Origin of the sequence: Sphingorhabdus sp. Alg231-15, from assembly GCF_900149705.1 — a bacterium.
Classification (GTDB): Bacteria; Pseudomonadota; Alphaproteobacteria; order Sphingomonadales; family Sphingomonadaceae; genus Parasphingorhabdus.
Genome location: NZ_LT703001.1, coordinates 3,291,311 through 3,308,769, shown reverse-complemented (window position 1 = coordinate 3,308,769; position 17,459 = coordinate 3,291,311). Strand labels below are relative to the sequence as shown.

At 51.9% G+C, this 17,459-nt stretch carries 20 protein-coding genes; 10 read left to right on the top strand and 10 right to left on the bottom strand.

Features of this window, described 5'->3' with window-relative positions:
* Positions 1-7 precede the first annotated feature (7 nt).
* Entirely contained in the window at positions 8-676 is a 669-nt protein-coding gene (locus DG177_RS16070; RefSeq protein ID WP_108813021.1) for a hexapeptide transferase, read from the top strand.
* Here DG177_RS16070 and DG177_RS16065 read toward each other — a convergent pair.
* The 8 genes from DG177_RS16065 to DG177_RS16030 form a co-directional block, all read right to left on the bottom strand.
* On the bottom strand, positions 673-1,269 hold the full coding sequence (locus DG177_RS16065) for a polysaccharide biosynthesis/export family protein (protein WP_108812414.1): 597 nt from the start codon (positions 1,267-1,269) through the stop codon (positions 673-675). The genes DG177_RS16070 and DG177_RS16065 overlap by 4 nt on opposite strands.
* A 143-nt stretch (positions 1,270-1,412) precedes the next feature.
* Entirely contained in the window at positions 1,413-2,735 is a 1,323-nt protein-coding gene (gene hemN / locus DG177_RS16060) for an oxygen-independent coproporphyrinogen III oxidase (protein WP_108812413.1), read from the bottom strand.
* Between the two features lie 45 nt (positions 2,736-2,780).
* The gene (locus tag DG177_RS16055) at positions 2,781-3,896 is read right to left on the bottom strand and encodes an MBL fold metallo-hydrolase (protein WP_337658950.1); all 1,116 of its coding nucleotides are present in this window, start codon (positions 3,894-3,896) and stop codon (positions 2,781-2,783) included.
* A gap of 105 nt (positions 3,897-4,001) precedes the next feature.
* Entirely contained in the window at positions 4,002-4,688 is a 687-nt protein-coding gene (locus tag DG177_RS16050; RefSeq protein ID WP_108812411.1) for a cell cycle transcriptional regulator TrcR, read from the bottom strand.
* 161 nt (positions 4,689-4,849) lie between these two features.
* Positions 4,850-5,914, bottom strand: coding sequence for a glycosyltransferase (locus DG177_RS16045; RefSeq protein WP_108812410.1), 1,065 nt, complete (start codon positions 5,912-5,914; stop codon positions 4,850-4,852).
* Positions 5,911-6,825 (bottom strand): UDP-2,3-diacylglucosamine diphosphatase, encoded by a 915-nt coding sequence (locus tag DG177_RS16040; RefSeq protein ID WP_337658949.1) that lies wholly within the window; start codon positions 6,823-6,825, stop codon positions 5,911-5,913. The genes DG177_RS16045 and DG177_RS16040 overlap by 4 nt, the downstream gene beginning before the upstream one ends.
* Positions 6,826-6,928: 103 nt before the next feature.
* Complete coding sequence (locus tag DG177_RS16035; protein ID WP_337658948.1) at positions 6,929-7,357, bottom strand: NUDIX hydrolase; 429 nt, start codon at positions 7,355-7,357, stop codon at positions 6,929-6,931.
* Between the two features lie 3 nt (positions 7,358-7,360).
* A complete protein-coding gene (locus DG177_RS16030; RefSeq protein ID WP_337658947.1) occupies positions 7,361-8,371 on the bottom strand; it encodes an NAD(P)H-quinone oxidoreductase in 1,011 nt (336 codons plus the stop codon).
* A 128-nt stretch (positions 8,372-8,499) separates the two neighbouring features.
* Between DG177_RS16030 and DG177_RS16025 the strand changes: the two genes are divergently transcribed.
* From DG177_RS16025 to DG177_RS16005, 5 genes are all read left to right on the top strand, one after another.
* Positions 8,500-8,700 (top strand): DUF1192 family protein, encoded by a 201-nt coding sequence (locus DG177_RS16025; protein WP_108812409.1) that lies wholly within the window; start codon positions 8,500-8,502, stop codon positions 8,698-8,700.
* Between the two features lie 263 nt (positions 8,701-8,963).
* On the top strand, positions 8,964-11,288 hold the full coding sequence (gene clpA, locus DG177_RS16020; protein WP_108812408.1) for an ATP-dependent Clp protease ATP-binding subunit ClpA: 2,325 nt from the start codon (positions 8,964-8,966) through the stop codon (positions 11,286-11,288).
* Positions 11,289-11,424: 136 nt separating this feature from the next.
* Entirely contained in the window at positions 11,425-12,150 is a 726-nt protein-coding gene (locus tag DG177_RS16015; protein WP_108812407.1) for a DUF1428 family protein, read from the top strand.
* Positions 12,151-12,240: 90 nt separating this feature from the next.
* A complete protein-coding gene (locus DG177_RS16010; RefSeq protein WP_108812406.1) occupies positions 12,241-12,612 on the top strand; it encodes a VOC family protein in 372 nt (123 codons plus the stop codon).
* Between the two features lie 2 nt (positions 12,613-12,614).
* The gene (locus DG177_RS16005; protein WP_108812405.1) at positions 12,615-13,310 is read left to right on the top strand and encodes a WYL domain-containing protein; all 696 of its coding nucleotides are present in this window, start codon (positions 12,615-12,617) and stop codon (positions 13,308-13,310) included.
* Positions 13,311-13,314: 4 nt separating this feature from the next.
* Here DG177_RS16005 and DG177_RS16000 read toward each other — a convergent pair whose 3' ends face one another.
* Positions 13,315-13,659 carry an EthD family reductase gene (locus tag DG177_RS16000; RefSeq protein WP_108812404.1) on the bottom strand — a complete coding sequence of 115 codons (345 nt, stop codon included), beginning with the start codon at positions 13,657-13,659 and terminating at the stop codon, positions 13,315-13,317.
* A 106-nt stretch (positions 13,660-13,765) separates the two neighbouring features.
* Between DG177_RS16000 and DG177_RS15995 the strand changes: the two genes are divergently transcribed.
* From DG177_RS15995 to DG177_RS15980, 4 genes are all read left to right on the top strand, one after another.
* A complete protein-coding gene (locus DG177_RS15995; RefSeq protein WP_108812403.1) occupies positions 13,766-14,557 on the top strand; it encodes a DUF547 domain-containing protein in 792 nt (263 codons plus the stop codon).
* 7 nt (positions 14,558-14,564) lie between these two features.
* The gene (locus tag DG177_RS15990; protein ID WP_108812402.1) at positions 14,565-15,305 is read left to right on the top strand and encodes a DUF3047 domain-containing protein; all 741 of its coding nucleotides are present in this window, start codon (positions 14,565-14,567) and stop codon (positions 15,303-15,305) included.
* Positions 15,306-15,370: 65 nt separating this feature from the next.
* Positions 15,371-15,991 (top strand): glutathione S-transferase N-terminal domain-containing protein, encoded by a 621-nt coding sequence (locus tag DG177_RS15985; RefSeq protein WP_108812401.1) that lies wholly within the window; start codon positions 15,371-15,373, stop codon positions 15,989-15,991.
* 164 nt (positions 15,992-16,155) lie between these two features.
* On the top strand, positions 16,156-16,605 hold the full coding sequence (locus DG177_RS15980) for a hypothetical protein (protein WP_108812400.1): 450 nt from the start codon (positions 16,156-16,158) through the stop codon (positions 16,603-16,605).
* Positions 16,606-16,722: 117 nt separating this feature from the next.
* On the opposite strand, the gene DG177_RS15975 is transcribed toward DG177_RS15980, so the two are convergent.
* Complete coding sequence (locus tag DG177_RS15975) at positions 16,723-17,433, bottom strand: hypothetical protein (protein WP_108812399.1); 711 nt, start codon at positions 17,431-17,433, stop codon at positions 16,723-16,725.
* Positions 17,434-17,459: the final 26 nt, after the last annotated feature.

The following is a 17,459-nucleotide window of genomic DNA, read 5'->3' as shown; positions in this document are numbered from 1 at the left end:
GAGCAACGTGCTGACCCAGAATATCGATATTGAAAGCGGCCCGATATCCCGTGACCGAAGCCTTCGCTACACATGGGCGCTAATATCGTCTGACCTTTATCGCTATGCTGGAAACCGCCGCAAGCGGTCCTTCCTTCGGCACTATCTTTTTACGCCCGGCTTCAAATATTCGGTGATCATGCGGCTGTGTGGTTGCATGAAACGCCGGCCGGTAATGCGCTATATGCTATATCCATTCTTCAAGCTGTTGCTGCTGCGATATCGATACAAATATGGGATTGCCATTCCCGAATATACCCGGATCGGCCCCGGTTTTTTTATCAACCGCTTTGGCAATATCATGGTCAATGGCGATGCGATTATCGGGGCTAATTGCAATATTACCCATGGCTCCATGCTTGGACAGATGAATCGTGGCCCGCACGAGGGTTCGCCCATATTGGGGGACGGTGTGTTTCTCGCAGCCGGATGCAAAGTCATTGGCCGTGTCCAGATTGGCGATCGCGCAGCCGTCGGGGCCAATGCCGTGGTTACCAAAGATGTTCCGGAAGGCGCAGCGGTTGGCGGAATTCCTGCCCGGATTTTATCGATGAACGGATCAGAAGGCTATATAAATCGCCGCGTAGATAAGGACTATGCGACCGGTTTCCGTCCGATCACCTCACCGGATTCCTAGAAAAAGCGCTCGGTAATGCGAATGGTATCGCCCGGATAAATGCGGGTGTTACTGCCTAACCGGATTTTCACTTCCCGCGGTTGATCCGATCGCTTGAGGAATATGATCTTCTGCTGCGCACGGTAAGTGAAACCGTCTGCTTTTGCGATCGCTGCCAAGACTGTCATATCGGGAATATAAGGATATTCACCCGGCTTGTTTACTTCACCCAAAATGTAAACGGGTCGATAGTTTTTGACTTCCACATTGACCTGCGGATTGAGCACATAGCCATCAGCCAGAGCCGCTGCGATGTTCACTCCTAGATCAGCCGGAGAAAGCCCTGCCGCTTGTATATTTCCCACTAACGGAAAAGACAAAATACCATTTGCACCGATATTAAACTCTCCGGTCAGAGTGTCCTCGCCAAAGGTGGAGACTTGAATGGTTTCCCCGGCTCGTAGTTGATAAGCCTGCTTGATATCGGGTTGCTCAGCCGTTTCCACCGGGAATGCACCGGAAGATGCGCAGGCCGCCAACAGTAGCGATAACAAAACCAGAAAAATACTGTTCTTAGGCGCCAGCTTTTGCTGTCCTTTGTTCATCTCAGCCATCCTAACCGGCTTCCGCCAATTGATCCTGCCCTTACTGAAAATCCTAGGTCGATTGCGTTGGTTCTCAACCACTAAACGACAATCTGAAACACAATATCGATCAACTGAACCCAGTATCGTCAACGCATTCCATCAGCAGATAATCAAATTGCCTGACTGAAAGTGCCCGTGCTCGCTTTTCGAAATTCGTCAAATGTTGCGGCAATAGTTCTCGCATAAGGTTTCGCCGATTCATGCAGACAAACGCGCTGGTCCACAATCTCAACCAATCCGCGATTAATAAATGGCGCCAATATTTCAGCCTTGCCCGATACAGAACCAAGCGGCGTCAAATCAGCCTCTCCATTTGCCAATATCTCTTCAATTATTACGCCATGGACTTGATTGCTGATACTGCGCTTAACACCGCCAACGGCGGCTAGCTGGTTTTGAGCAATTAACTCTCTATACCGACCGGAATTCTTCTCGTTCTGAACGATATAGCCGGGAAATTCACTGATCGCGGATGCTCCGAGACCAATCAGGATGTCACTTTGATCATCCGTAAAACCCTGAAAATTCCGACGTACCGTACGACTCATACCCGCTCGACCCAATGGATCTGTTGGCAGCGCAAAGTGATCGAAACCAATGGCTTGATAACCGGCTTTGATCAGAAAATCATATCCGGTGGCTGCCATATCAAAGCGCTCTTTAGCATCTGGTAAAATAGTATCATCAATCTGTCGCTGGCGCGGGATCAGCGTCGGGATATGGGCATATCCAAACAGGGCGATGCGATCAGGCTTCAGCGTCAACGTCGCCTCCAGTGTTTCCATCAATGTCGCTTCCGTTTGCCCAGGCAAACCATACATCAAATCAAAATTCAGCGATGAGACCCCTGCACTACGCAGATTGTCAATCATATCGCTGACCATATCAAGCGGCTGCACCCGCCCAATAGCGGCCTGCACCGCGGGATCAAAGCTCTGCACACCCAGACTGACATTACCAATTTGCATCGCCGCGATGATATCGCACCATTCAGGCGTGAAGCTCCTTGGATCCAATTCAATAGATTTAACTGGATCAGCAAGACTGAACGCATCGGACAGATGATCCATAAGTGCCGCAAAACCGTCAGCACTGATCGCATTTGGACTGCCGCCACCAAAGGCGATCCGCTTCACCCGGCTGTGATGACCAAGCTTGCGGGCCACCAGCTCGATTTCACCGAACAGCGCTGCCATGTAAGCGTTCAAACGTTGCGTCCGGTTTGCTCTTCCGGTGTTACAACCACAATACCAGCATATCTGGTCGCAATAGGGAATATGGGCATAGAGCGAGATGTCATCGCACGGCTTGACCTGCGCCAATGCCTGTTCCAGTTCAGCCGCGCCAACATCATTGTTGAAGTCAGCGGCTGTTGGATAGCTGGTGTAGCGCGGCACTGGGCGTTCTAGCAATTCGGGATAATATTTCCACATAGCGAGAGGCCTATGGAAAAAGAATCACGTCGTCTTTGCGCTAGATCAAACCGCGCTATACCATGCTGTTCCTTCTTTCATCTCGTGCACAGCCCGCCCAGTATATTCAAGGTGGCGAAGAGTCGCCATGGCTTCCCCTGTGGCCATGCCGATGACATCACTGCCAATTGGTCGAGAAAACAACAGCGGGAAGCTGTCCACCACCCGCATTGGTTTTTCAGCAAGCGCGCCTGCAAGGTCGTCCAGCGCCTCGTTATGGCGTAGCGCCAGAGTATCCAATCTCGGATGCGCTCCCTTAAACGGGCGACCATGTGCGGGCAGAACAAGCAAATCAGGATCAATCTCGGCCCGAAACCGGTCGATGCTGGCGAGCCACTCGCCAAGAGGATCAGCTGTCGGCTCGCTTAGCATTACTGAGATATTCGATGTTATCCGCGGCAATATCTGGTCGCCTGAGATCATTACCTGGTTTTTATCATCAATCAGGCATGCATGCTCTGGTGTATGGCCGCGACCGATCATTACGCGCCAGTCGTTGGCACCAATCGTCAGGCTGTCGCCCTCATCCATCCGGATATGACCGACTGGCAGGCGTGAAACAGCACGGGCGAAGCGGCCCCAACCGCCCTCACATTTTTCCCTGATCAGATCTTCATCCCAGCCCGCAAAGCGCCATTCGTCAATCGCTTCCTGGGGTACATCCGCGCTAACGTCTGCAGTCAGCATGCGCGCCAAAAGCCATTCTGTGCGGTTCATATGCACTGGCGCCTTGAAGCGATTGGCGAGCCAACCCGCACAACCGACATGGTCTGGGTGAAAATGCGTGACAACAATCTTTGTAGCGGTTTTGCCGTTAAGCCCGGTCTCGAACAGGCTTTTCCACGATTCTATAACCCCCGGAAGGAATAAGCCGGTATCGACAATTGCAAAACCGGGGCTGCCATCCGGATGCACATCATCCAATACCCAGTTGTTGATATGACCCAGCGGTCCAGGTACCGGCGTACGGGTCCAGCCGATACCAGGCATCAACTCGAAATATTCACCATATTTGGGTTCATAGTCACCAAGCGGATAGGTAAGTCCTTCCGCTTCGATAGGATCAAAGCCGTGGTCGGCCAGCGTTGTATCATAAGCCGGTGGTTTAGTTCTTGCATCCATTGCCAGACCATAGACATAGGCGGCGAACCGGCGCAACCAGATTTAATTGCTCGATTAACTTTGACGTTTCGGCGACACACCAAAAATCGTGTGAAGAACCACTGATCAGCTGTCTTTGAACAACGTCTCTGCTGTAAGATCTTCGGCTGCAATCTCTTCCTCGCCAGACTCGGCGGCAAGTGCAGCTTCTGCATCACGCTCGGCTTGCGCGCGTTCTTCGTGCAGTTCGGCGATAAGCGCTTCCTTATCTCCACCGAGTTTCTTGTCTTCGGGTACTTCCGGTTCGATACCAGCCTTCTTCGCAGCCTTAGCCACAACAGCATCCAGTTCTCGCTGCGAGCAAAGGCCAAGCGTCACAGGATCCTTCGGAACAATATTGGCAATATTCCAATGTTCGCGATCACGGATCGCATTGATCGTGGTACGGGTTGTACCGATCAGCTTGCTGACTTGTGCATCAGAAATTTCTGGATGGTTACGCAGCAACCAGGCAATCCCGTCGGGCTTGTCCTGACGCTTGGAGACCGGCGTATAACGGGGGCCTTTGGTCCGGCGCACCTGATCGGGGCCTTTTTGCAGCTTCATCCGGTATTCCGGGTCTGCTTCGGCTTTCGCGATTTCCTCATTGGTCAACTCATGCGCTTGCACTGGGTCACGTCCGGTATATTTTGCTCCGGCGAGATCATCAGCCATCGCATTTACCTCTAGAATGTGAATACCACAAAATTCGGCAATTTGTTCAAAGCTCAAACCGGTATTATCAACCAGCCAGCTTGCGGTTGCATGAGGCATGAGCGGTGTAGGATTATCTTGGGCCACGTTGGCCTCCTCTTTCAAAAAATAAGGGCCGCCCCTTGCGGGAGCGGCCTGTTGTTAGGGCCCATGTAGGCGAAATCTCAAGAGTCGGCAAGATATTTGCTTGAGTGATGGTTCAATTATCCAGTTTTTCCAATCTAGGTCCTTGCCATAATGGCTTTGGCAATGAACCGGCGGGACAAATGAGCCGTCTGCTGTGGCTTCATTGGCACCAAGCCGTCGACAAACTGACGAGCGCTTAATTGCCAGCTGAATTGGGAAGCGCGTCTCAAACAGGCTTCTGGATCCAAACGCAATGCGGCATCAATGGCAAGGTTCAAATCATCGCTCATCGCGCCGCTTCTCTCTGTTAGTATATCAATCGGTCCGGTCACAGGAAAAGCCGCGACCGGTGTACCGCAGGCCATTGCCTCGATGAGCACCAACCCGAATGTATCGGTTTTGCTGGGGAATACAAAAACATCGGCGCCAGCATAACATCCAGCTAAGGCCCGCCCACTCTTGCGGCCCAAAAAATGAACTTCAGGATAATTAATTCTCAGAGAATCAAGCGCTGGTCCGTCGCCGACAACGACCTTGCTGCCAGGTTGATCTGTATTCAAAAAAGCTTCGATATTTTTCTCCACTGCGACCCGGCCCACATACAATTGGATAGGACGCGTTAAGCTGCCAAACAGCTTCGGAACCGGTTTATCAGGACAAAAATTATCAAGATCAACACCGCGCCCCCAATGATGCACTTGCGGCAGACGCTCTTTAATCAATTGCTGCCGAACACTGTCAGTTGACACCATTATCGCTTGCGATGTTCGATGAAACCAACGGATATAGTGCCAGAATATCCGTGGTGACAGATGGGTTCTCTTTGCAAGATATTCTGGGAATTGCGTATGATAAGCGGTTGTAAACGGACGCTTATTGCGTCGGCACCAGCGCCGGGCAGACAGGCATAGCGGACCTTCGGTCGCCAAATGGATAGCATCAGGAGCAAATTGCGCGATGCGCCGACCGACGCTCCGAGCGCGTGTTAATGCGAGACGAATTTCAGGGTAGCTAGGTGCCGCCAGGGAAGGATATTGATCCGGTGAGATGATCAGCAGCTCATGCCCCCAACCCCGTAATATGCTCGTAACCGTTTCCAGGGTTCGCACCACACCGTTGACCTGAGGATGCCAGGCATCCGTGACCAGCGCGATTTTCATGCGACTTGCTCCAGATCACCCTTCACCGTCTCCAGCTCTACCGATTGATGATGCCGCGCTTCTCGCGCTGCGATTTCATCGGTCCAGTGCAAAATCTCCATCGTCCCGTCATCGCATTCCACCAGCGCGGTACATCCTTCCACCCAATCGCCATCATTATAATATTCGATGCCGTTGATCTCGCGCATCTCGGCGGTGTGGATATGACCACAGACAACACCATCAACTCCCCGACTGCCTGCGGCTTTTGCGACCAGCTCTTCAAATCGCCCGATAAACTCTACGGCATTTTTAACTTTGTGTTTGGCGACTTTGGACAGCGACCAATAAGGCAGTCCCATGCGGCCCCGCACCGTGTTTACCAGCCAGTTGAGCCGCATCAGCAAGGTATACGCCGTGTCCCCGATGAATGCGAGCCACCGATGGGCCAGCATCACGGCATCAAATTCATCCCCGTGCAACACCAATAGGCGCCGGCCATCCGCTGTTTCGTGGATCGCAGAGCGTCGGATCTCGACGCCACCAAAGTTAAGGCCGGTAAACTGCCGGAACATCTCGTCGTGATTGCCTGGAATATAGACGATCCTGGTGTCCCGCTTGGCGCGTTTCAATATTCGCCAGACGATATCATTATGCCCGTCCGGCCAGTAGAATTTTCTTTTCAGTCGCCAGCCATCGATTATATCACCCACCAGATAAAGCGTATCGCTGTCGACGTGATCCAAAAAGTCGATCAGCAGATCGGCATTGCAGCCACGTGTGCCGAGATGAATGTCGGATATCCAGATCGTTCGGTAACGCGTCCGGTCCATCGGGTTGACACGCGGCTGTCTGGTTAGACAGGCCTCATAACGGTCCACCTCGAGCAGCGGGATATCCGATCTCGTAACAGGTGGAAATTGTTTGGCCATCACTTCACTCCCAAGGAAACCATCCATGGAAACGGCTTATAACCTGCCTTTGTGACAGGATGATTCCCGTTTTGTGACCTTTTATTTACAGGAAAGGCAGGATTTAAGCGGGCTGGTCTAGATAATCACGCAGACGTTCTTGCAAATGTGGTACAGCCTGCTCGCTTGCCAAGAATTCTGAAACCGCCATCATTCGCCAATGCTGCCCTTCTTCGCCAAAAACTATGGCCGCCACCTGTTCTTGCGACAGTTGACCGATAAAGAACAGCGCACGCCTGCTGTTTGCGCCTCGCCAGTTTTCATAGTGCTGGACAAATTCAAGCGCCGCAGCATCGATACTTATGCCAAATTCTTCGTGTGTTTCCCTAGCCACACAGGCCGCACCACTTTCTTCGTTCTCCCGGCCACCTCCGGGTAAATCCCACATGTCTGGGAACGGAATGTCGGGTTTGTTGTCCCGGCGATAAACAAGCAATTGATCGTCCACAAACAATGCAACCTTTGCACCGTGAAAATCGATCACATCTTCCATGCTTTAATCGACCGTCAGGATGATTTTTCCAATATGATCACCTGCTTCCATATGTGCATGGGCCTTGGCCGCCTCAGCAAGCGGAAAACTTTCATCCATCACGGGCTTTAATTTGCCGGCTTCTACGTCCGGCCAGATATAGCGATAGAGTTCATCAGCAAGCAGCGCCTTGCGATCTGCAGATTGTGGGCGCAGTGTTGATCCGGTTAGAGTCAGTCGCTTCATCATGATTTGCGCCATATTGAGCGTCGCCTGCATTCCGCCCTGCACCGCGATTGTGACATGGCGGCCATCTTCCTTCAGGCAATTGAGGTTCCGCGGAACATAGTCGCCAGCGACCATATCGAGAACCACTTCAACGCCCTGCCCGCCTGTAATCTTTTCTACTTCTTCAACAAAATCCTGTGTCTTATAGTTGATCGCATGATCTGCGCCTATGCTCTTGGCAGCGGTACATTTCTGATCGGAGCCACAGGTCACGATTACTTTCAGACCAAATAGCTTGCCCAGCATGATCGCCATAGTGCCGATCCCGCTCGTTCCGCCATGAACCAGAACCGTCTCATCTTCCCGGGCAAAGCCACGATTGAAAAGGTTGCTCCAGACGGTGAACAACGTCTCGGGAAGTGCTGCTGCTTCTTCCATCGTCAAACTATCGGGCACGGGCAAACATTGACCGGCTGGAGCGACACAATATTCCGCATAGCCGCCGCCGTTGGTCAGCGCACATATTTTCCGGCCCATCCATTCGGATCCTACGCCTTGGCCAAGCGCAACAACCGTTCCAGATACTTCCAGCCCTGGCAGCGGAGATGCGCCTGGCGGGGCTGGATAGAGCCCCTTGCGTTGGACGACATCAGGTCGGTTCACGCCGGCTGCGGCAACCTTGATCAAAACTTCACCCGCTGCCGGTTGCGGCACTGCCACGGTTTCCGGCTTCAGAACATCTGGGCCACCCGGTTCACTGATCGCGATGGCCGTCATTTCCGATTGCAATGTCTCTGATACTGTCATGGTTGCCCCAAGCCTCCCAAAAACGCGCATATAGCACACGTCTTTTTCTGTGTCGGTCTTATTGACAGCAAACCCGCGCCGGTCAACATTACGATAACCGATGGCCCAAAAAGATAGGATATTTTTACATGAACGATGATGAAGATCTGCCGCGCAATGCCAACGATCCGCTCAATCTGCTGGTAAAACAAGACCTGGATCCCTTTTCTGTGGACGAACTGGAAAAGCGAATCTCAACCTTGAAAAACGAAATAAGTCGCTGTGAAGCCAAGAAGAGCTTTGCGGTTTCACATCGCGCGAGTGCTGACAGTCTGTTTAAAAAGACGTAAATACTGATGTTTGGTAAGGATTTGTTAACCCTATCTCTTAATATTCAGATTTAATTTGATCCAGCTTGAACCGTTTAGGAGAAGAGATCAGAAAACACGCCTGACCTTGGCCGCATGCTTGCCGTTCTTAGGATATGCCCTTGATGTTTTTTGGGTTGCGCATAGATTAAGAAAGAAGCCGAAAGGTTAAGGTCAGAGTAACACCGGACCTCACAGGCTTTCAGCTATCGGGACAATCCTCTGTCCCATCAAGGAGTAAATACATGCCTTCATTCGCAGAATCGCTGGAAAAGACCCTTCATCAGGCTTTGAAAAATGCCGCAGATCGGTCTCATGAATATGCGACGCTGGAACATCTGTTGCTCGCTCTCATTGACGATGGCGATGCCTCACAGGTGATGAATGCCTGCGGAGTGGATCTTGGCGAGCTTGAAGATGCAGTGGTCCTGTATCTCGACAGCGAACTGGACTCACTGAAGGTGGAAAAGTCTATTGACCCCTCTCCGACATCCGGTTTCCAGAGAGTTGTCCAGCGTGCGATCTTACATGTCCAGTCGTCCGGTAAGGATGAAGTAACTGGCGCGAATGTGCTTGTAGCGCTGTTCTCCGAGCGCGAAAGCTATGCTGTTTACTTCCTTCAGCAACAGGATATGAGCCGATTGGATGCCGTTAGCTTTATCAGCCATGGCGTTGGCAAAGGCGGGCAATCAATTGACCCGGCCGAATTGTCCGGCGGTGAAGAAAGCGACGAGAAGAAAGAGGCGAAAAGCAAAAAAGAAACTGCGCTCGACCAGTTTACTGTCAATTTGAATCAGAAAGCCAAGGACGGAAGAATTGATCCCCTTATCGGTCGCCAGGCCGAAGTTGATCGTACGGTGCAAATTCTTTGTCGCCGTTCGAAAAACAATCCCCTTTATGTCGGTGAACCCGGTGTGGGCAAAACAGCCATTGCTGAAGGACTGGCGCTTCGTATTATCGAAGAAACTGTGCCAGATGTCCTGAAACCTGCGATCATCTATTCGTTGGATATGGGTTCCTTGCTCGCAGGCACGCGCTATCGCGGTGATTTTGAAGAACGACTGAAGCAGGTGGTTTCCGAACTGGAAAAAATGCCGGATGCGATTTTGTTCATTGATGAAATTCATACAGTGATTGGCGCTGGCGCGACCAGCGGCGGCGCAATGGATGCATCAAATCTGCTAAAGCCAGCCCTTTCAGGCGGCATCATCCGCTGCATCGGATCGACCACTTATAAAGAGTTTCGCAATCATTTCGAAAAAGACCGTGCCTTGCTGCGACGGTTCCAGAAAATTGATGTCAACGAACCTAGTGTCGAAGATACAATCAAAATTCTCGCGGGTCTTCGTGGTGCGTTCGAAGAACATCATAAGGTGCGTTACGCGCCAGATGCTCTGAAATCCGCAGTTGAACTTTCGACCCGTTATATCAACGACCGCAAACTACCGGACAAAGCGATCGACGTGATCGATGAGGTTGGCGCAATGCAAATGCTGTTGCCGCCTTCCCGCCGCAAGAAAATGATCACGACCAAGGATATTGAAGCGGTTATCGCGACGATGGCGCGTATCCCGCCCAAATCGGTATCGAAAGATGACAAGAAAACGCTCGAAAATCTCGATAAGGATCTCAAGCGTGTTGTCTTCGGTCAAAATGCGGCAATCGAAAAGCTTTCGAGCGCGATCAAACTGTCCCGTGCAGGCCTGCGTGAACCGAACAAGCCAATTGGCAACTATCTGTTCTCCGGTCCAACCGGCGTCGGTAAAACCGAAGTCGCCCGGCAGTTGTCTTCCATCATGGGCATTCCGCTCAAGCGCTTTGACATGTCCGAATATATGGAACGCCACAGCGTGTCTCGCCTTATCGGTGCACCTCCGGGCTATGTCGGCTATGATCAGGGCGGTTTGCTGACCGATGCTGTTGATCAAAATCCGCATTGCGTGTTGTTGCTCGACGAGATTGAAAAAGCCCATCCGGATCTGTTCAACATCCTGCTTCAGGTGATGGACAACGGTAAACTGACCGACCATCATGGCAAGACCGTCGATTTCCGGAATGTCGTTCTGATCATGACGACCAATGCCGGGGCATCTGATATGGCGAAAGAGGGCATTGGCTTTGGCAACGTGTCCAAGGAAGACGCCAGCGATGAGGCGGTGAAGAAGATGTTCACCCCCGAATTCCGCAACCGTCTGGATGCGATTGTCCCGTTCGCTTATCTTCCGCCTGAAGTTGTGTCACGAGTTGTTGAGAAATTCATTCTCGAACTCGAGTTGCAGTTGGCGGATCAGAATGTCCATATCACATTGGACGATGAAGCGGCCCAGTGGTTGACCGAGCGCGGCTATGACAAACTCTATGGGGCACGCCCGATGGGTCGTCTCATTCAGGAGAAGATCAAGCAACCACTGGCCGAAGAATTGCTGTTCGGCAAGTTGGTGAATGGCGGCGAAGTCAAGGTGCATTTGAAAGACAATGAGCTGAGCTTTGAGGTCACGCCGTCTGCGCCCTCAGCAAAGAAAAAGAAAAAACCGGCGGCAAAGAAAAAGACGCCAACCAAGAACAAATAATTTCACTTGAAGAGCAGGCTTACCGTCTGCTGCCCAAAAACAAAAAAGCGGCGTGACTGGTCTCACGCCGCTTTTTTTATGTGCGCGTGATCAGAACGCTCAAATTTGCTATATTCGGGGAGAGGAGAGAGAGAAAATGGGTTATTTTCAAGGATTCATCATTCCGGTTCCCGAAGCCAATAAGGGAGCTTACTTAAAAATGGCGCAAGAGTCCGTGCCGCTTTTTACCGATTATGGCGCCCAGCGGATTGTCGAATGTTGGGGATCGGACGTACCGAGAGGCGAACTTACCGATATGTACGGAGCGGTAAAGGCCGATAAGGGCGAGAATATTGTATTCTCCTGGATCGATTGGAGAACGAAGGAGGAGTTTGACAAGGCCCACAAAGACATGGGGAGCGACGAACGGATGGAACAGCCCGCAGAAATTCCGTTTGACGGCATGCGGATGATCTATTCAGGCTTTGAAACACTCGGTGAGAGCGGAGCAGGCGGCCCGACCGGTTATGTTCAGGGCTATGTCGCTCCGGTCCCAAGAGAGAACCGCGAAGCCTTTGCCGATATGTGCAAGACCATGCGTGATGTAGCAATTGATCATGGAGCCCTGCACGCGGCCGATGGTTGGGGCCCAGAAATCGGGGATGGCAAGGTTACCGATTTCAAAACGGCGGTAAAGGCCGAAGCCGGTGAAGCTATCGCTTTCGGTTATGCAGAATGGCCATCCAAAGACGCTTTTGAGCAAGGCTCAGAAAAAATGCGTGAGGACAGTCGTATGCCGACTCCGGGCGCAGAAATGCCAATGGATGGAAAACGCCTGATCTATGGTGGATTTGAGGTCCTTCTCGACACTGATCGTCAATAACCGAGAAATAAATAGATCCTCCTGACAATATGCTGTCAGGAGGGCTATGGCATAGCGAACTTGTCCCCAACAACAAGCAGGAGCAAGTTAATGACCGAAGCAAAACAAAATCGTCTTGTCTGGACCGAAATTCCGGTCACCAATCTGGAAAGGGCAAGCAACTTTTATGAAACGCTGCTGGAAGCTCCGCTCACAAAAAATGAAGCGGGGCCCCAACCCATCATGATGTTGCCCTATGAAGGTGAGAATGCCTCATCCGGCCATCTTTACGAAGGAAAGCCAGCAACAGAAGGCGATGGAATTACCGCGCATCTCGCGGTCGACGGCTATCTTGATGATGCTATGAAGCGTGTGAAGAAGGGCGGCGGTGAAGTCGTATCGGAAGTCATACTCATTCCGGCTGGCTCCTTCTTCTATGCTAAAGATACCGAGGGCAATTCGCTCGGTATTTTCAAAAACTAAATATGCGCAGAGCCGACCGCCTCTTTCAGATTGTCCAATATCTGCGCGGCGGTCGGCTTGTCACTGCGGCCATGCTGGCCGAGCGTTTGGAAGTATCCGAACGCACCATCTATCGCGACATTGCCGATCTACAGTCCACTGGCGTCCCAATCGATGGCGAAGCCGGTATCGGCTATATCATGCGCAGCGGCTTTGATCTGCCTCCACTGATGTTCACGCGGGAGGAAATTGTCGCTCTTGTCACCGGTGCTCGCATGGTGCGCGCCTGGGGCGGAACCGCGATGAGGACCGCGGCCGAAGAGGCGCTAGTGAAAATAGAAACGGTATTGCCAGAGAAAGAGCGCGACCGGGTTGGTGGTACAAAGATATTCGCACCCGAAATGGGCCTCGGCGAGCAAACCAGAAATGTGATTGACCGCTGCGAAGCCGCGATTGAAGCCCGCGATATACTGTCATTCGATTATCATGATGAAGAAGGCGCGGCGACCAGCCGGAATGTCCAGCCACTGGGCTTATGGTTTTGGGGCAAGACATGGACATTGGTGGCCTGGTGTGAATTGCGCGATGACTTTCGGATGTTCCGCCTCGACCGCATGGAAAAACTTACCAAAACCGGAACTACCTTCACGCCTGCACCCGAACGATCACTGGCTGAGATTCTCAGGCAGATCGAGGGTAAATACGGGAAGCAGGTCTAGTCAACTACTCCACCGTCTCCACTCGCAACGAACGGGTGGCATCGCTGATCAGAAAGTTGGCCTCGTCGGCGCGAATTTCGGCGATTACCGAAGGATCGGAGACTCGTTCGATAAAGGCGTCGAAGTCTGCTGGCCGCGCAAACCAAATTTCGGTCATCACATCAAAATTCGGCGCTGCTTGGTCCGCTCTGAAAGTGGAGTTGCCATGATCCAGATAGTGCCGCCGATAGCGAGCAAACATCGGCAACAGGCGCTTGATCAGGGGCACGTGATTGGCTTCATAATAGCAACGAAATTCTTCAGCCGAGAGCTCCGGTTTTTTCGAGATCAGGAAAAACTGCTTTATCATCGCGCGGGCCTCCACCTTTTGTCGATCGATTTATGCGACACGATGTAACCTCTTGGCCTTGCGCTGCGAACTAACAAATATTCCTAGCGCAAAAGAGGCCTTCGATATGCTGTTCCGGCTATTTCTATCCTTCATCGCTCTATCCGTATCCAGCAACGCATGGGCAGCGCATGATCATTCCGGCTGGGATGTCTTGCTGAAACGCAATGTCGTGGTCACCGGTGGCGGGACATCATCCAAAGTCAACTATACGCGGTTCAAAGCAGATCGAGCGAAACTGAAAACCTATCTCGATTCCACATCTTCGGTCAGCCAGACAACCTTCAACAGATGGTCCAAAAACGATCAGCTCGCCTTTCTGATCAATACCTATAACGCTTGGACGGTTGAACTCATCCTGTCCGAATACCCAAATCTAAAGTCAATCAAGGATCTCGGTTCTATCATCCGCTCTCCTTGGAAACAGAAATTCATTCCGCTGTTCGGCAAGACCGTATCGTTGGATCATATCGAACATTCGCTAATCCGTGGCAGCGGTCGCTATAACGAACCACGCATCCATTTCGCCGTGAACTGCGCCAGTATTGGCTGCCCGGCGTTGCGCAAAAATGCCTACCGAGGCAGCACCCTGCCCGCACAGCTTAACGCTGCCACTAAAGACTTTTTGCGGGACCGCAGCCGCAATCGTTTGAAAGGTGGGCGGCTAGAGGTTTCCAGCATTTTCAAATGGTATCGCGGAGATTTTGAGAATGGCTGGCGTGGTGCGAAAGACCTCAACCAGTTTCTTGCCATCTACGCTAATGCTCTGGGCCTGACAAAGGGGCAGCAAGCCGCATTAAGATCGGGCAAAATGAACGTCAGTTTTTTAAGTTATGATTGGCGCCTGAACCGCACTTGAGGGCTATATGCGCAAAACCATCATCATCAGCACTGCAATCATGCTGGCAGCATCGCCCGAAATAGCGGCAGCGCAAAACGCCGGGGTCCAGAGGATCAGCAATTTTGCTAGCGGCGCCGCAGGATGGCGCAGCGTGAAAATTGATAAGAAAGTACCAGCCACCAAATTTACTGCTAAACGAATTCAAGGCGTGCCAGCCATCGAGGCTTATGCCCGTATGAGCATGGCTTTGTTCACCCGGCCGGTGATGGTCAATCTCACTAAAACCCCCGTGCTGTGCTGGCGCTGGCAGGTCGATGACGTTGTACGAACGGCAAATATCGCCAAGAAGTCAGGTGATGATCAAGCAGCGCGGATTTACATAGGCCTGAACTTACCCAATAGTTCGATCTCGCTTGGCACTCGTGCCAAGCTTGCATTGGCGCGGACGCGGGGTGGCAACGCGATACCCGATGGTGCGATAAACTATGTTTGGGACAACCGCTTTCCTGTCGGAACAGCTCGGAACAATGTCTATACAAAGCAGGCAAAAATCATTGTTGCACAAAGCGGGGCTGCACAGGCTGGAACCTGGGTAAACGAACGCCGCAATCTTGCTGCCGATATCCAAAAGCAGTTCAAAACCAGCAAAGCGAAAGTCACGTCGATTGCCATATCCAGCGATACTGACAACAGCGGAGAGACCGTTACAGCAGCATTTGCCGATATCCATTTGGTCCCGGCAGGTTCCAAATGTCAGTATAGATAACTGCCGACTACAAAACCTGAATCAGTCTGTTATAGATTTGATCCTCACCGCTACAGGAACTGATCATGTCTTCGTCCCCCCTCACCTTCTACACCAACCCGATGTCTCGTGGTCAAATTGCGCGATGGGCACTGCATGAGGCCGGAGCCGACTATGATCAGCAGATCATTGAATATGACGGCAAGATGAAGTCCGCAGATTACCTTGCGGTCAATCCGATGGGTAAGGTTCCTGCTATTGTACATAACGGAAAAACGGTGACGGAATGCGCTGCGATCTGTGCCTACTTGGCCGATACTTTCCCAGATGCAGGCCTTGCGCCCAAGTCGGAAGAACGCGCTGACTATTATCGCTGGCTTTTCTTCGCCGCAGGACCGATCGAACAAGCAGTGATGGACCGAAATCTCGGATTGTCACTAACTGCAGAACAAGAGCGTTCGGCGGGTTATGGCAACTACGATCGTGCCATGGATGTACTTGATGAAATGCTGCAATCTCGCAGTTATGTCTGCGGCGATCGCTTCACAATGGCGGATGTCTATGTTGGATCGCAGGTCGATTGGGGCCTCCAGTTCAAAAGCTTTCCCGAGAGAGATAGCTTTGTCGCTTATTCCGAGCGATTAAGGGCACGCGATGCATATAAGGAATCAAAGGCAGTGGACGCTGCACTGATGCCAGAAAGCTAGAGAGACGGGGGCTTTACTATCCATCTGAAGTTGTCAAAACCCGGCTATTGATCAATTTAATCGATAAAAAAATGCAGCGACTGTAACCATATCCGTTGTTGCCGCGAAACCTTCTATGAGAGCAGCGAGCAAGTGCTTGCTGCAGATATAGGAAGGACGAAGTCATGAAAAATGTAGTTATTGTTACCGCCGCTGCCCTTATCAGCATCACAGCAACGCCCGCATTTGCTGATTCCGCCATTGACACCCAAAGCATGGTAGAGGCCGCTGCACCCCAAAAGCATCAGGCCATCGACCTTCCTATCAGTAATTTTGATCTGGCAGGTGTTTCCAGCAAACAAGATCAGAGCTTCATGGCCACCATGGCTCCCGGATTTGAAACCGGCTTCCGGATAGAAAACAACGCCTCGCCTGTCGTTGAGCAACGGAGTACAGGATTGACCGGTTTGTTTGTCCCACAAGAGTTTTCTTACCGCTCTACCGCACAAGATAGCGGTGTCGATGCCGTCAATCCAGGCCGCTTCCTCTCCAGCTCGGTACGCTCGGACTTTCTGTCTGATGCTGGGCCAGGGGCAGCAGACAAAAGCTCCGTCGGTGTCCGCTTCGGTTTCTAAACAAATCTCTCTTTCTTTCAGCGCTCTCTCCTCATCCCCTTGAAAGCTGAAAGACTAAGGCCAGATGGTTCGCACCATCTGGCCTTCTTTTTCGATCTTGTCTTTGATATTTGGGGCCTAGCCTTCCTCGGTCAGGCCAGTTGTATTTATTGTCTCATCCGCCGCGTCCCGGGCCTGCTCCGGTGCATATTGCCGACGCCAGGCATCCAGATCACGCTCATATTCTTCGTACGCTAGGTAGAAATCCGTGAACGGTTTTTCCAATTCGGCCAGCGCCTCCGCTCCAAAGGTTTCCATATCCTCCGGCTTCGTAACGATGGCGCGCTGGCTTACCTGCACGGCTTGATCGCAAAACGGGCGCCGGAGCGGCGAAAAGGACCAATAATTATAAAGGCGCGTCTGTTGGCGGTCGTGAGCCTGCCGATAACCTTTGCCCACATCACGGCTGAATTTACGCAGGATTGCGCTATTAGCGTTGCGCAGAAACTTTTTGTTGTTCCCGATAAACGCGTTGTAATCACTGACAATCCGCGCATATTGCGGACCAGTGCAGCTAAGCGCCGCCACATTTAAAGCGGCACGGACATGCCACACAGTTTGCAATGGTCCTATATCGCGATTGATCGTCTGACGCAGGCCGTCAGGACGCAGCTGCGGCACAATGGTATTCGCGCTGGCGCCAAACGGCGTTGTCGGCGCTCTCGGTGTATATTTAGGCGCCGCAACGGGCGCCGGTGGTGGCGGTGGTGGAGCTGTCTGGCAAGCAGCCAGCGCAGTCACGGCCGTAGCAACGGCAAACAAACGAACTTTTTTTACACCCTGAAGCACTCAATTTCCCCTATAGATCGCACGAA

Coding starts and splice junctions, on each gene's coding strand:
- DG177_RS16055 (WP_337658950.1), bottom strand. CDS start 3,896: ATGGATGCAAGAACTAAACCACCGGCTTATGATACAACGCTGGCCGAC.
- hemN (WP_108812413.1), bottom strand. CDS start 2,735: ATGTGGAAATATTATCCCGAATTGCTAGAACGCCCAGTGCCGCGCTAC.
- DG177_RS16030 (WP_337658947.1), bottom strand. CDS start 8,371: ATGACAGTATCAGAGACATTGCAATCGGAAATGACGGCCATCGCGATC.
- DG177_RS15990 (WP_108812402.1), top strand. CDS start 14,565: ATGCGCAAAACCATCATCATCAGCACTGCAATCATGCTGGCAGCATCG.
- DG177_RS16005 (WP_108812405.1), top strand. CDS start 12,615: ATGCGCAGAGCCGACCGCCTCTTTCAGATTGTCCAATATCTGCGCGGC.
- DG177_RS16025 (WP_108812409.1), top strand. CDS start 8,500: ATGAACGATGATGAAGATCTGCCGCGCAATGCCAACGATCCGCTCAAT.
- DG177_RS16000 (WP_108812404.1), bottom strand. CDS start 13,659: ATGATAAAGCAGTTTTTCCTGATCTCGAAAAAACCGGAGCTCTCGGCT.
- DG177_RS16050 (WP_108812411.1), bottom strand. CDS start 4,688: ATGCCTCATGCAACCGCAAGCTGGCTGGTTGATAATACCGGTTTGAGC.
- DG177_RS16040 (WP_337658949.1), bottom strand. CDS start 6,825: ATGGCCAAACAATTTCCACCTGTTACGAGATCGGATATCCCGCTGCTC.
- DG177_RS15995 (WP_108812403.1), top strand. CDS start 13,766: ATGCTGTTCCGGCTATTTCTATCCTTCATCGCTCTATCCGTATCCAGC.
- DG177_RS15985 (WP_108812401.1), top strand. CDS start 15,371: ATGTCTTCGTCCCCCCTCACCTTCTACACCAACCCGATGTCTCGTGGT.
- DG177_RS16010 (WP_108812406.1), top strand. CDS start 12,241: ATGACCGAAGCAAAACAAAATCGTCTTGTCTGGACCGAAATTCCGGTC.
- DG177_RS16035 (WP_337658948.1), bottom strand. CDS start 7,357: ATGGAAGATGTGATCGATTTTCACGGTGCAAAGGTTGCATTGTTTGTG.
- DG177_RS16045 (WP_108812410.1), bottom strand. CDS start 5,914: ATGAAAATCGCGCTGGTCACGGATGCCTGGCATCCTCAGGTCAACGGT.
- DG177_RS16015 (WP_108812407.1), top strand. CDS start 11,425: ATGGGTTATTTTCAAGGATTCATCATTCCGGTTCCCGAAGCCAATAAG.
- DG177_RS15980 (WP_108812400.1), top strand. CDS start 16,156: ATGAAAAATGTAGTTATTGTTACCGCCGCTGCCCTTATCAGCATCACA.
- DG177_RS16065 (WP_108812414.1), bottom strand. CDS start 1,269: ATGGCTGAGATGAACAAAGGACAGCAAAAGCTGGCGCCTAAGAACAGT.
- clpA (WP_108812408.1), top strand. CDS start 8,964: ATGCCTTCATTCGCAGAATCGCTGGAAAAGACCCTTCATCAGGCTTTG.